This is a genomic window from Peribacillus sp. FSL K6-5616, from assembly GCF_038008245.1.
Taxonomy (GTDB): domain Bacteria; phylum Bacillota; class Bacilli; order Bacillales; family DSM-1321; genus Peribacillus; species Peribacillus frigoritolerans.
The window spans coordinates 2085764-2100146 of record NZ_JBBOYT010000001.1; the positions used below are offsets into that span (position 1 = coordinate 2085764).

A 14383-nucleotide genomic window follows, 5' to 3' on the forward strand; every position below is an offset into this window, starting at 1 on the left:
TATTTAATGACTTTGGCAGCTAGTTGGCGATTTTTGTGACTACTAATGATGGATACCTATATGTTACACCTAAATGCTGTGGGCTTTTTCCGATTTACTGAACGTGTTGGTTTTGGTTATACACTAGTGGAGTCATAATGTCAAAAAATTAAAAAGACAGTAGATTTTGTGTTTATTAATTTAGTGACACAAACACAAACCTGCTGTCTTTGGATTAATCTACTTTATTATTTGTTTTAGCTTCTACTCCACTGATTATTAACTAATGAGAAATATCCCCATACCCTTAATAATTCGAAAAGTGAAATTTACCTTTCTTCAGTTGTCATTAAAGCGTTCATAATGCACTGGCATGATGCTAAAGAAATCTCTTTTATAAAAGAGGTTGTGAAGGAATGTTCTTAAAGTAACGGTGCAGTTCAGTGTAATAATGCAGTTACGCAACCAGCGCGCATTTGATTGAACCAGTTATATAAACATAATCAATTCCTCTCTCAACATGAAAGAATCCTCCAACAGAATGCTGGAGGATTCTTAAGATTATTATTTAAATTTATCCGGAAACTGCTTTATAACTCCCGCAGAGATAGTATCTGCCATTAAGATTATATGTGTGACCCCTTCGTCAATTGCAATGATTCTAGCGTTCCATTCTTTTGCTAAGCTTGCAGATAAATCATTTGTCACTAATTTCAGGTGCATATACAGGAAATTTTTTAGATCTTCATTTTTTAAATGGGGGTTGGCACCGCTAAGGAAAGCTGCAATTTCATCAGCATTTCTATACCATTCCTTGTTTAGCTGTTTCACCAAAGCATCATTTCCACTTTTAGCCGCATCTACAATCTTTCCCGCTATAACAATATGCTCCTTAAGCAGATCCGTAAGTTTGTTACCAGCTTCCTCTCCGTATAGTGGCTTTACAGCATTACCAATATCCTCCTGATTCTTTAGAAGTCTAGCCAGTACCTGTGTTTGATCCTCCGCTCCAGCGGTGGTTGCACTTGTTATATAATTACTTGTCCACAATACATGATCAATCCAAAGTCTCCTGAATTCATTTTCGAAGTTTACCTCAGATTGGCTAATACGTTGTACTTGTGGCTTAGCGTAAGCGCTAGTTGTTCCGGCCACCATGTTTAGAGGAAATAATAAAATAAATCCCATCAACAATAATTTTTTCATAAAACCATCTCCTCCCAAAGTTAAAAAGTTCCTTTTTATTATTGATATATGCGATTTTTATATGCATAAATTGCTCGTACTTACCATGTTTATATTAAATTGGAATTAGATGGACTCACATCGTCCAATGTAAGCTGTTTTGTATAAAATCAGGTCATCAATCATGATATTAATATACAGACACAACTACGTCGCATTGGTGCTTGAAATATGATGAATTAATGTTTAAATTACTTGAAAATTCAGGAATGAGACGCAAAGAATTAGTGAATTTAATATGGGAGCAAGTTAATAGAGAAAGTAGAAAATAAGAACGCCTCCTCCCCCTTCATCCTTCTTTTAGAGGCAAAAATTAAATGTTTTTTATATCAGCAGGGCTTATGGTCCAGCATGTGTGTAGTGCTTCAAGCAATGATAATTAAATACCAATTTGCAATTTGTAAGTTGCAATTTGCAAGTTGCAATCAGAAAGTCCCCACATTTCCCTTAGTCAAAAGGCTTTGATTACAGGGGTTTCTTCTGTAAGGGCCAGATTAACAAGAACATAGGCATTCATTTGATTACTATCTGTATAGTGAAGCTACTACTACAAACAGTCCACCCTCCTGAACGATTAGCCGTTCATTAATTAAGTTTTACAGTATCTTGTAATTGGAATCAGAAAGAGAAAGAGAAAAATAAATTTTTCTTTGGTGTACATAATATAGGGAACAACCAATGATAGTAAAAGTGTTATGAAAAGGGTGAACAAATGGAAAGAAATAACGCGATTGACTTTATTAAATTTATTGCCATATTATCTGTTGTAGTCATTCATGTGTTCCCGAGGGATAGCCAAATTGGTCTATTTATTCTCGATAACTTCTCAAGGTTTGCGGTGCCATTCTTCTTTACTGCATCTGGTTATTTGTTCGGTCAAAAGATGATCCATAAAAGGGATTCCTTTGATTATTTTAAAAAGTATATTATAAAAATCTTGAAACTGTATTTGTGCTGGCTCTTCTTTTATATGATGTATGATGTTCTAATTCTTTATAAAGATGCTGCCGATGTACCAAAGGAATTTGCGCAATACATTAATCATTTTTCTTTTCTTGACCTTATATATTACGGAACTGGGACTAGCGGATACCAATTGTGGTTTTTAACCGCATTAATTTGGAGTGTTATCATTCTATTCGGTTTTTTAAAGTTAAAAAAAGCAAGGCTTCTTTTAACCATTAGCTTAATATTCAACTTGTTAGGTCTTTTCGGACAATCGTATTCGGTGTTCTATGATCTTCATCTGAGTACACGGGATGCTTTATTCATTGGTCTTTTTTATACAACTTTGGGATTCTTCTTTGCGGATGATAAATTCTTTAAAAAGTCAGGAGCAATAACAGCCAAAACCAATTTATCATTAATTTTAATCTTCTTTATTATCCAAGTGGTAGAGGGATACTTATTAGAAAAGATATTATCGGGAAGTCATGGGGAATATTTTATTTCTACTATCTGTTTAACTGCATTTCTTTTTTTATTTGCATTAAATAATAAAACATTGGGGAAGGATTTGTTCATTACTAAAGTAGGAGGAAGAGCTCTAGGTATATACATTGTTCATGTAGTCTTCATCGATATTTTTGATTTAATTATATCGGCACTAAGACTGGATCATATATCTGACAATTTATTCTTAAAACTATTTGAGACTCTCCTTATAATTACGATGTCTTACATTTCTTATGACCTACTTCAATATTTCAAAAGGCGTTTAAGCAAAATGGCAACAAGCAATTAGTCGAAAATCAAAACCCTTACTTAGTGCAGGGATTTTATAGACAGCAAAAAAATCCCTGCTGGGAGCATGGGATCTCTTTTTCTATTACATATAATTAAAGCTTGGTCTCCGCCGGATGAACTGGCGCTTTCTCTATACTGTCGCCAGCATGTTTTTTTGACCAGTAAGTCGCGAGAATTGGTCCGGATATGTTGTGCCATGCAGCAGCCAGGACGCTTGGAAGGGCTGCCAGCGGGCCGAAATGTGCAGTGGCAAGCGCAACACCTAACCCGGAGTTCTGCATGCCCACTTCAATCGAAATCGCTCTTCTATTCACTTCATCAAGTCCAAGCACTTTTGCTGCTAAGTAACCAAAAAGTAGCCCAAATCCGTTATGAAGCATCACGGCAGTAAAAATAAGGAACCCGGAAGCAGCAATGCTAGCTGCGTTGCCTGAGACTACTGCGCTTACAATAGTTATAATGGCTGCTACCGAAATAAGTGGTAAAACGGTCAAGCTTTTTTCAACTGCTACTGGGAAAAACCGCTTAATGGCCAATCCTAAAACAATCGGAAGAAGGATGACTTGTACAATGGACTTAAACATATCAAAAAAATCAACCGGCATCCATTGTCCTGCCAGCAAAAGCAGAAGAAGTGGTGTCATGATTGGGGCCAGTAAAGTTGATACCGAAGTCATAGCTATCGATAAAGGTACATTCCCTTTTGCAAGATATACCATCACGTTAGAGGCTGTTCCTCCTGGTACACAGCCAAGCAATACCAGACCTGCAGCTAATTCGGCTGGCAAATTCATGAGTTTGGCAATAAGGAATGCTACAGATGGCATAAGTATAAACTGGGCGCAAACTCCAATTATCACGGGCAGTGGTTTAGTAATGATGATTTTAAAATCAACTGCCTTCAAAGTGAGCCCCATTCCAAACATGACAACGCCAAGCAATATTGTAATATATCCGCCCAATCCCAAAAATGGCTCAGGAAAAATAAAGGCAATGACGGATATTAAGATAACCCAAACAGCAAAATATTTTCCGGCTACTGCGCTTAATGCTTCTAATACTTTCATTCCATCACACTCTTTCTAGCATTAATATTTTATTTGGATTTAATAAATTATCGGGATCAAGGGCTAATTTGATTTTTTCCATCACAAACAGTGAGTTCCCATGTTCTTTTTCCTGATATTTTTGTTTACCGACCCCAACACCATGTTCGCCAGTACATGTTCCCTTACGTTCAAGGGCATACAGGACAATTTGTTCATTTAGCTGTTCAGCTCTTTTAATCTCTTCTTGATTATTGTTATCGATCATTAAGAGTACGTGATAATTTCCATCGCCTACATGACCGACGATCCCACCGGTAAGGCCCAGTAAATCAACTGCTTCCCTTGCATGGTGAATGGCACCGGACAGCTCTGAAATCGGAAGGCAGACATCAGTCACCATCAGTTTTTTCCCAGGATTGCCATGAATATAAGCATAGGCAAGATTATGGCGAGCTTCCCATAGGCGGTTCCTGGCAGCATTATCTGTTTCAAATTCAATATCGTAACAATTATGTTCAGCTACTATTTCTTTAGTGAACTCTACGTCATGTTTCAACCCGGCTTCATTACCATGAAACTCCAAAAATAGTGTAGCTGCTTCGTTATAGCTTGTATCACTATAAAGGTTAACCTGTTTCATTGATGGTTCATCGACAAGTTCCACCCTTGCTATTGGAACACCTGACTGCAAAATGCTTACAACAGCTTCCACCGCATGGTTCAATGTCGGAAATGATGCTCTTGCCGCCATGACGTGCTCAGGAATTCCGTAAACTCTTAACGTCAATTCCGTAAAGCAGCCAAGCGTTCCCTCTGAACCAACAAAAAGGCCGTTTAGATGGTAGCCTGATGACGATTTAGCGGCCAAATTGCCAGTATGTATAATCGAACCATCTGCAAGTACCACTTCAAGATCACGGACTTGATCACGCATCACACCATATTTAACTGATGTCGTTCCACTGGCATTTGTTGCTGCCATTCCGCCAAGAGTAGCATCAGCTCCCGGGTCAACGGAAAAAAACAAACCGTATTTTTTCAATTCTTTGTTTAGTTGCGAACGCGTTACGCCAGGCTGAACTTTTACGAGAAAATCGTTTTCACGCACTTCCAGGATTTTATTCATTAGTGAAAAATCAATAGTTATGCCATGGTTATACGGTATGACATGTCCCTCGAGGCTTGATCCCAACCCAAAAGGAACCATCGGGATTTTGTACTTATTTGCCAATTTCACAACTTCACTGACTTGCTGTGCTGTTTCCGGAAATACAACGATATCAGGAAGACTTACAGCATGATAGGATTCATCTCTGGCATGCAATTCTCTTACTGTCTGGTTTTCCGTTACTTGACTTTCCGAAAGGATTTGCTTTAAATCGTTGATTAAATTTACACTAGCCGCTTCCATCTATTCTCCTTCTTTCTGGTTTATCATCCGTTTCTGCCATATCAAAAACTTTGGTCGTACCTATACCAAGATTTAGTTTCTTCTTCTTTTCTTCAACTGTAGTATCAAGAGATGGTATCCCCCTCCTTAATAGCTTTATATGATTACGCTTCCATTTATCGGATAATTGGTCTAACCAATTTTCATTATACTAAATTTTTTGACTTTTTCAACAATTATCCGTTTTATACTTTTCTCCATAAAAAAATGCTTTATTCTCAATATTTATAGTTAATTTTCCATCCTTATAACAAAAACCAAATGACCTTTAATAGCCATGTGAACATAATTTGACTGAATCTAGACCATTATATTTTTACAATATTGGTCTAACCAATTAAAATATCAGATTTTTTCTACAGTTATTTATTTTAATTTTAATATTGCGGATTATCCCCTTGCTTCATAAATGAATGCTTGTTAGAATGATTTCACTAATAGTCGTACCAGCATGTTGTAAGGGTTGTCATGGAAGGATGTGAAGAAAGTAATGGATTCACTACCAGTTAAATCTCCCAAAGTGTACGAAATCATCTTCAATCAGATTAAGGAATCTTTTATTAGCGGTGAATTGAAACCTGGAGATAAATTACCGCCTGAACGCGAATTATCCAACCGTTTTAAAGTGAGTCGAACATCAATCAGGGAAGCCCTTCGAGTATTGGAGATTAACGGAGTCATTGAGATTAGACCAGGTGATGGAACATTTATCAGACAATCTGATGTTAAATCACTGATTGAACAGCTATCCACCTCAATCATCAAGGCTGAGGACAACATGGTCTATGAAATGCTTGAAGTCCGTCGAGTAATTGAAACGGAGTGTGCTTTTCTTGCTGCGCAGAGAGCAAACTCTCTTGATTTACAAAATATCCTTAAAGCTCTGGAAGAAATGGCACGTTCGGAACATGATGAAGAATTAGGCTTGCGAGCAGATCTGCTTTTTCACCATAGTATTGCACAAGCCACAAATAATTCCATATATGCTGGATTGGTTCATACTCTAAGTGACCAAATGAAAAATACGATTCGTGCCACCAGACGGCATCGTTTCGCAAAACCAGGTCATTTTCAAGAAACGCTTCAAGAACATAAAGAAATCTACTATTCCATCGCATTAAAGGACGCGGACAAAGCCAAGCAACTAATGAATGCCCATATCATTCGCATTAGAGAGCAGATGGCTGCGGCTACACTTGAAAGCATTGGAGAAGTAAAAATTGCTGCTTATCCAAATGAAAAAGACCAGCCTCACAATGCTGTAGGTGAAAAATAAAGTTCCGCTTGCAATATAACTAACCAGAACATGGAGTTATACCTCAGAAATATTAGCTAATTGATTTTTTAAACAAGACCTATTAATTGACACTGTTTTGCCCATTAAAAAAGCGCCTTTCTCTGAGGGCGCTAAGCTGGTTAATTATAGTTAAAAAATTGATCCCTATATAAGTAAATGTTGGTTTTATCCTTTTGACATAGTGAAGGAATCAATGTTACATTCTTTTAGAACATTATCAATCAATGAAAGCTGATCATTAATCATTGATAAGTAGGACATATGATAGTCATTAATTTGTTCCTTTAACTCCAACAGCAGCGTTTTGTCCCTTAATATAAGGTAAATCTCTTCTGGATGTAACATATCACTTCTCCTTTTAGTCAAGATATTACCTTTTACCCAAATTATTACAATCACTAACTTATAAATGGATGTTTTGTACTATATTCACAAGGGACTGCTCAGTTACAGTTTCTTCTTATAATATAGATCCGTTAGTTGAAGTAGCACGACGATCATTATATAGAATATTTATTAAAAAAGGTTGTCGTATAGTAGTATTAAACGTCGAATATGCCCCCTTCTTACCTTGTTGTGTTAGACTTAATAGATAAAACCATATTTTCTTGGGTTTAATTGACTTTTCTTAGTCACACTTGCATAAGCAAAGGAGTGAAGGAAATGGAGAAAATCAGCGTTTTTTTGGATGACTATCGGAAAGCACCGGATGGCTATGTGTTAGTCGAGACTATTGACGAATGTTTAGAGCTATTGCAAAACTTTGATATTGAACATCTCTCTTTGGACCATGATTTATTAAATAAAACCAGGAATGGTTTTATGCTTGTTCAAAAGATGGTGAAAGAAAAACTATTTGCTAATCGCATTACTATTCACTCTGCCAATTCAGTTGGCGGTAAAGCGATGTACAACTGTTTAAAGCAAGCACAACGGAATTTAACTATGCCCCCTGCCATTATCGTATCCTTACGACCATTGCCCCTCAAATTCTTCCCTCCAAGGGTTCTGCAACATTATAAAGAAATAAGGTAAACTCAACTCTCCACCTCTCTGTCACATTTCATCCATGATTATTCATTTTTAAGCCAGTTTATTGGATTGGTAAAACTGGATTCAGAATCATATATTTACCTTGTTTTTACTTTAATTCCCAATAGACAGTAGGCAAGAAAAATAATAGTTCGAAAGGGCAACTTTAGAGGTGCCCTTTTGTATTTTTTCTTTGACTAATAAATTTTACCTTAGCTTCTCCTGAATATGTATCAATCGAACCCCTGTGTTGGATAAGAAAATATCCAAATTATTTAGTTATAGTTTTTTATTAATAAAGAGCTAAACTCATCCTTATTTTGATACGATAGAAGCTGAATTAGAAAAAAGCATTAGAAGCTCTGCAAAATCCATTACCCGTTTCTAAACCTGATTTACATGAGGAACCCTTTGTTCCCAGTGATTTATGTAAGGAGTTAGCTTCTATTTTGTTTTTATTCCAAGAAAAACTTTATAAGGTGGAAATAGAATGGGCTCTAAGTGATACAGAGAGAAAAATTTAGAGAGTAATTTATTTCTAAAACCCTTTTTTAACCTGTTGAAGAATGCAATTGAGGCAATGGATGAATTTCAAGGCAAGGGGAAAATTAGAATTGAACATTATTATAAAAATGGAGAGATTCATATAAAAGTGAGTTGATACAGGAGTAGGAATATCTGAAGATAAATTAAATCTGCTAGGAACAACGTTCTTTTCCACCAAAAACGAAGAAACAGGTTTAGGTCTAACTTAGATCATATAAGTTCGAACAAAGGACCAGTAATCTACGTGTGCCCTCCGTGATCTTACACCCGGCAATCATGCGAAAAAGAGAGCGCAGTGCCCTCTCTTTGATCAGATATGGAAAATGACATAATCACTTTTACTAGTCAACCTTTACCTTATTCGGATTTATAGTGCCCTCTAAAACTTCTGTCTCCTTCTGTTAAATTCTTTTTTAAATCCCTTCGCAAGTCTAAAAGTGCATGTGCGAAATGTCGTATTTCATATGTTTCCAACAATTCATTGATCTGCTCCTCTAATTCACTTTCCTCCATGCCAGCACTTGGCGCTTCTTTTAATTTATTATCTCCCATTTTAAAATAGGATTTCCTTTTCATTTGGAGGAGTTCTAGATAATAACTCAACAGTCTATTGTATTTACCTATTTCTTGAAGAATATAAAGATCTTCCACGATATGGTTCAACTCTTTTTCGTCAATGGATAGGGAACCACGCAAAAATGTGCATATGCAAGCGAGAACAATATCAATATGTCTAATATCGTTATACTTATTACATATATATTCAAAGCTTTTAAGGGCCTCCCCTTTCATGTAATTTTTTGGATGTGCCTGATGGACGTTTACAATATTCGAGAGTTTAAATTTACAACCAGACTTATATAGCTGAATCCCAAGATCATAGTCCTCAAAACCCCAATTCACAATCTTTTCATCAAACATGCCGACTTCTATTACTTTTTTTCTAGGTGCTGATGAATTATTGGTGATAAAAAACCTCCAAGGCAAATGGTATCGTTTTAGGTCTGATCCAAATTCTTGAATGACTTTTTCTAAAGAATCGATAAAGGGCGTGTCTTTTCCGAAGCTATATTTTATGAAACTGCCATCGGTGATCTTTTCTGGAGGAATCAATTGAAGTATATCTTGATCGAAATCCATGGATTGGTAGTGAAATCGATCTTTTACTTTATTAAATTCGGAGATTCTGAAATCCTCAAAATTTTTGTAATAATAGGTGAAAATCTCCTTCCAAATGAATCCGCAAACTACCGTATTCTCATTATGATGTGCTTCCAAATGTTTTCTGACAAAATTTTTCTCAGCAATCATATCACTGTCATGAAAAATGAGTATATCTCCTGTCGCTTTTGAAATACCCTGGTTTCTTCCATATGCAATACCTTTATTTTCAGCTACTCTAACAGTTTCAAGTCGGAAACTCGCTGAAAATTCCGATAGCATTTTGGCAGTACTGTCAGTAGAACCATTATCGATGACAATGACTTCAAATTGCTCATGGGGATAGTCCTGAAGATTTAGGGATAGCAGATTATAATAAAGACGTTCACATGCATTGTAAGACGGAATAATAATACTTGCTTTCACACAGGTACACCTCGCTAATGTAGCTTATAAATCCTAACAAAATGACAAAACAAAAAGGATAATGTCAATTGGGATGATGCTAGTTTAAGGTTAAGCAAAATTCCAGTGTTAGCGTGCAATATCCGGTCTGAGCATATCTTGCAGCGTTTTGATACCTTCTTGGGAGAGTACCCATTCCACTAATTCCTTTTGCTTTGAAAACTCTAAATCCCCTTTATTAATAAAACTCCCAAAAAACAATCCAAGTTTAGCAATCATAACAGGGAGTACCATTTGTTCTTGTTCAGATAATACGCCATAACCTTGCAAAAAAGGCTTCCCTAATGCTTCGCTTTTATCTTTTAATAAATAAAAATAAAGGGCGTAGGCTACATCAAAGACACATTCCCCTCGCTGAATCGAATCGAAGTCCAATATACAGCACACTTCACCGTTTTTTTTGTAAAGCTGATTCCCGGGGTGCCAATCGCCATGTAAAATCGTTGTAGGTAGATCTATGGAAACACTTTCTAAATTTCGGGAATTATTCAGGATCAATTCATTTATTTGATAGATATCCAATATGTTCTGATTCGTCCAGTTGTAAAGTGGCTGTAATTTAGACATGTCGTCCAACACACTCCAATTGTAATAATCGTATATAGATTGTCTTGGTGGAGGATCTTTTTTAACATGCATTAGTGTTTGGTGCATTTTTCGCAGCATGATGCCGCTGAAGTAGGCTTGGTTTGGAATCCACTGGAAATGATTAGCCTGTACGAACGGGGTAACTTCTATAAAATGATCATTGTATGTTGAATAATAGTTTTCAAATTTATTTTGTATAGGCATTAATGCTGGTACATTGGATGAACGGAGAATCGAAATGATATCATGTGCATAGTGAATACGTTGTGGTTCAAACTTTTCTCCATAGATTCGAATGACAAAAAGGCCTTTTTCTGTTTTGATCTTTAAATTCGTATTTACAAACCCACCAAGGCGGCCTTCAACTGCTATCAGATCTCCAATTCTAAATTCCCTGCATATCGATTGGAGGTCGCCTAATGGAAAGTCCATGTTGAAAACCCCTTTCACTTTGTCGAAAAACTATTTGAATTATAATTATTTAATGCAATAAAGGCGTTATAAAAATGACTCATGCCAAATTTTTCATGAATTTCGTTTACCTTTTGGAAAACAATATTAAAATCTATACTTTTACCCAAATCATTTAATTGAATTTGCTCCTCTTGTTTCAAATATTTCTTTTTGGCTATTTGTAGCATTTCCCGAAAAGAATCTAATAGATCACTGTACCTTGAGAGTTTACGTATTTCGTATATTTCTTCCATCAAACTGTTTAAATGCGTTGATTCGATAATGGGTTCCATGGGTGGAAAAATAGAAGCGATGTCAAATAGCAGGCTTAAAAGCATATCTATATAATCAATTTCATTATATTTTTCAAACCAATAATCAGTACTTGCTTTAATTTCTTTGGTCGTATAATTTCGCTCATGTTCTTGATGTGCGCTTATAATATCGTGTCTGACAGAAAATTCACTACCGGATTTGTAGAGCCTATAGCCTAAGTCAAAGTCCTCGAATCCCCAATTTGCATTTTTTTCATCAAATAAACCAATTTCCAAAACCCTTTTTCGTTCAACTGAAGCGTTATTTGTTAGAAAATACCTCCATGGAAAATGGTAACCCGTTAAATTCTCCTTATACGTTTGAAGGGTTTGTTTTAAATAGGAAAAGAGAATAACGTTATCAAATTCGAAGCTATAGTTCATAAACGAGCCGTCTTTGATCTGTTTTTCAGATATTAGTTGATAGACAATATCGTTTACTTGTTGAACCCCAGTATATGGGTTGTTTAACCTTTTAAATAGCTGTTGGTGAAAGGATTTAAAATTTTCATAATAAAAACTGTATATTCTCAGCCAACATAATCCACAAACCACCTTGTTTTTTTCTTGATGTGCCTCGATATGCTTTCTTACATAGTCTTTTGACGCGATCATATCACTATCATGAAAAATCAGAATATCTCCGTTAGCCTTTAATATGCCTAGGTTCCTCCCATAGGCGATTCCCCTATTCTGATCCACTCGTAATGTTATAAGAGGGAATTTTGCTTCGAATTTGGATAGCATATCAATCGTGTCATCTGTTGATCCATTGTCGATCACAATCACTTCAAAATCTTGATGTGGGTAGTCTTGGTACGATAGAGAGAGTAGGTTTAAATATAACCGTTCCTTTGCATTATAGGAGGGGATAATAATACTTGCTTTCATCATTTCACCTTCTTCATTTCGTTATGGGAATCATTTATACATCCAAAGCCATTATTGACAAATTGCGAGTACCCATTCAGCTACCAATACCGTTTCAAATCTTCTTCAGATGCATATCCGTTGAAAGTGGGATCAATTTTTTCTGCCAAATCGATTGACTCCTGGAGCTTCTGTTGATAATACTCAAAGATAAATGGAACATATTTCTGGTTAAATATTAACTCGATTTTATTTTTATTCACAATTCTCAAACCGCAAAAGTGATAAAAGATAAGCCTATCTTTATTTACATAAACTGCACCATCATCTTCATGGAATTGAAATTTCAGGTCATTCCATATACCGATATTGACTCCTGGGGTTGTGATATCACAAACATTGGAAAATAACTTTGGCATTTGATCTAAATATTTCTGATCACCAAAAAACCCCTCACTAGGTACAATTTCACATCGTTCAATGCATTTCTTTTTCCACCACTGCAAACAAGATAGACCAAATTCGTCCTTTTTGAAGCTTATATATCCAGAGTTATAAACTCCCGTTATTTTTTGCATATAACGCTTAAAGTTGGAACTCCAGGAGGGGTTGTATTTTTCTTCCGGAGACAATAGGACCGAGCAATCTGGTTGATTCTTGAATATAATGGAAGGGTCATTCCAAAAATATAAATCACAATCAAGATAGGTTAATCGACTTGCCGAATGATGTTTCATCATAAGATGCTCTAAAAAAATAGGTTTTAACGTCCAACAGTATTCATGGATCTTTCTTTCTGTTTTTAAAGCTAGAACTTCTTCTCCAAGTTCTTTTTCATGAACGACGTGAAGATTTTTAATATTTAATTTTTCCAATAAGTTATACGTCTCATCTTGAATGCAAAGTGCGAATAGATCAAAATCCTCCTTTGACGTCTTTTGCAAGGAAAAAACCAAGGCAAGGAATTGGTATACCCTGCCTTTCGATAAAATGGAACAATAAACATTTTCCATTGAAGCACCTCATTTTCTTTTTTAAAGATAATTTAGTTTTTATATAACTACATGTTGAAAAATTTTGAATGTTATGAGTTAAATAGATTTCATATCAATATTACGATACTCATCAATCTGCTTCATGCATACAGCCATCAAGTCAGAATTAGATTGATAGGCCTGTGTCCATTCAATGACTTTGTCAATTGCACATTCGGTATTCCATTTCGGATACCACCCCAATTTGAATTTCGCTTTTGAGCAATCGAGTCTTAATTGATGGGCTTCATGTAGATGACGTCCGTTTTCAATTTCATATGTGGCATCCTCTCCCCATTTGGAACAAAGACTCTTCACAACCCATTCAACGGATTTTCCGCTATCATCGTCTGGACCAAAATTCCAGCCTTCCGAATATTGCTTTCCATCACTATATAATTTCTCTACCAATAATAGGTACCCACTTAACGGATCGAGGACATGCTGCCACGGCCGAATAGCATAAGGATTTCTAATTTTAATTTTTTCTCCCCTTAACAAGGTTTTAATGCAATCCGGTATTAAGCGATCAACCGCCCAATCACCACCGCCGATGACGTTACCGGCTCTTGCAGTTGCGACCCCTACTCCGTGCGATTCATAATCCTCCAAATTAAAAAATGATTTTCGATAAGCTTCAGTGACTAATTCTGAGCAGGCTTTACTGCTTGAATATGGATCATATCCGCCGAGCACATCGTTTTCCCGGTAACCCCAAAACCACTCCTTATTTCCATAGCATTTGTCAGTGGTTACGTTAATCACCGCTTTGATGGGAATGCCCTTGTGGATGGCATTTCGCACGGCTTCTAGTAGGTGAACGGTTCCCATTACGTTAATTTCATAGGTTTCAACTGGGTTTAAGTAGGAGGTTCTAACTAATGGCTGTGCTGCCATATGAATGACAATTTCAGGCTTTAGTTCTAAAATAGTGGATTGTAATGTGTGAATGTTCCTAATATCCGCATATCGGGTAGGTATCAGCTGGTCGATACGGCATAATTCGAATAAACTGGGGGAAGTTGGGGGCCTCATACTATATCCTGTTACCTTAGCGCCTAATGAATAAAGCAACAAACATAACCAGGAACCTTTAAATCCGGTATGACCGGTAACAAGTACTTTTTTTCCATTCCAAAAATCTTTATTCATAA

12 protein-coding genes are annotated in these 14383 nt (G+C 36.2%); 3 read left to right on the forward strand and 9 right to left on the reverse strand.

The window, feature by feature from the left end:
* Positions 1 to 543: 543 nt before the first annotated feature.
* The gene (locus MHB45_RS10055) at positions 544 to 1185 is read right to left on the reverse strand and encodes a glycosyl transferase (RefSeq protein WP_048684465.1); all 642 of its coding nucleotides are present in this window, start codon (positions 1183 to 1185) and stop codon (positions 544 to 546) included.
* Between the two features lie 751 nt (positions 1186 to 1936).
* Here MHB45_RS10055 and MHB45_RS10060 point away from each other — a divergent pair.
* Positions 1937 to 2968: an acyltransferase family protein gene (locus MHB45_RS10060; protein ID WP_072272990.1), complete on the forward strand. Its 1032-nt coding sequence runs from the start codon at positions 1937 to 1939 to the stop codon at positions 2966 to 2968.
* A gap of 94 nt (positions 2969 to 3062) precedes the next feature.
* Here the strand turns inward: MHB45_RS10060 and MHB45_RS10065 are convergent, their stop codons facing one another.
* A complete protein-coding gene (locus MHB45_RS10065) occupies positions 3063 to 4037 on the reverse strand; it encodes a bile acid:sodium symporter family protein (protein WP_340907817.1) in 975 nt (324 codons plus the stop codon).
* A 4-nt stretch (positions 4038 to 4041) separates the two neighbouring features.
* Entirely contained in the window at positions 4042 to 5430 is a 1389-nt protein-coding gene (locus MHB45_RS10070; protein WP_048684458.1) for an FAD-binding oxidoreductase, read from the reverse strand.
* A 529-nt stretch (positions 5431 to 5959) separates the two neighbouring features.
* Between MHB45_RS10070 and MHB45_RS10075 the strand changes: the two genes are divergently transcribed.
* Positions 5960 to 6745: a FadR/GntR family transcriptional regulator gene (locus tag MHB45_RS10075; RefSeq protein ID WP_072272992.1), complete on the forward strand. Its 786-nt coding sequence runs from the start codon at positions 5960 to 5962 to the stop codon at positions 6743 to 6745.
* 186 nt (positions 6746 to 6931) lie between these two features.
* Here the strand turns inward: MHB45_RS10075 and MHB45_RS10080 are convergent, their stop codons facing one another.
* Positions 6932 to 7111: a hypothetical protein gene (locus tag MHB45_RS10080; RefSeq protein ID WP_048684456.1), complete on the reverse strand. Its 180-nt coding sequence runs from the start codon at positions 7109 to 7111 to the stop codon at positions 6932 to 6934.
* A 318-nt stretch (positions 7112 to 7429) separates the two neighbouring features.
* On the opposite strand from MHB45_RS10080, the gene MHB45_RS10085 reads away from it, so the two are divergent.
* Entirely contained in the window at positions 7430 to 7801 is a 372-nt protein-coding gene (locus MHB45_RS10085; protein ID WP_048684454.1) for a cyclic-phosphate processing receiver domain-containing protein, read from the forward strand.
* A 900-nt stretch (positions 7802 to 8701) separates the two neighbouring features.
* Here MHB45_RS10085 and MHB45_RS10090 read toward each other — a convergent pair.
* From MHB45_RS10090 to rfbG, 5 genes are all read right to left on the reverse strand, one after another.
* A complete protein-coding gene (locus tag MHB45_RS10090; protein ID WP_340907821.1) occupies positions 8702 to 9931 on the reverse strand; it encodes a glycosyltransferase family 2 protein in 1230 nt (409 codons plus the stop codon).
* Positions 9932 to 10039: 108 nt separating this feature from the next.
* Positions 10040 to 10990, reverse strand: a complete 951-nt coding sequence (locus MHB45_RS10095) for a phosphotransferase (RefSeq protein WP_072272994.1) — start codon at positions 10988 to 10990, stop codon at positions 10040 to 10042.
* 14 nt (positions 10991 to 11004) lie between these two features.
* Positions 11005 to 12216: a glycosyltransferase gene (locus tag MHB45_RS10100; RefSeq protein ID WP_072272995.1), complete on the reverse strand. Its 1212-nt coding sequence runs from the start codon at positions 12214 to 12216 to the stop codon at positions 11005 to 11007.
* 80 nt (positions 12217 to 12296) lie between these two features.
* A complete protein-coding gene (locus MHB45_RS10105) occupies positions 12297 to 13208 on the reverse strand; it encodes a hypothetical protein (protein ID WP_048684443.1) in 912 nt (303 codons plus the stop codon).
* A 78-nt stretch (positions 13209 to 13286) separates the two neighbouring features.
* Positions 13287 to 14381, reverse strand: a complete 1095-nt coding sequence (gene rfbG / locus MHB45_RS10110; RefSeq protein ID WP_072272996.1) for a CDP-glucose 4,6-dehydratase — start codon at positions 14379 to 14381, stop codon at positions 13287 to 13289.
* Positions 14382 to 14383: the final 2 nt, after the last annotated feature.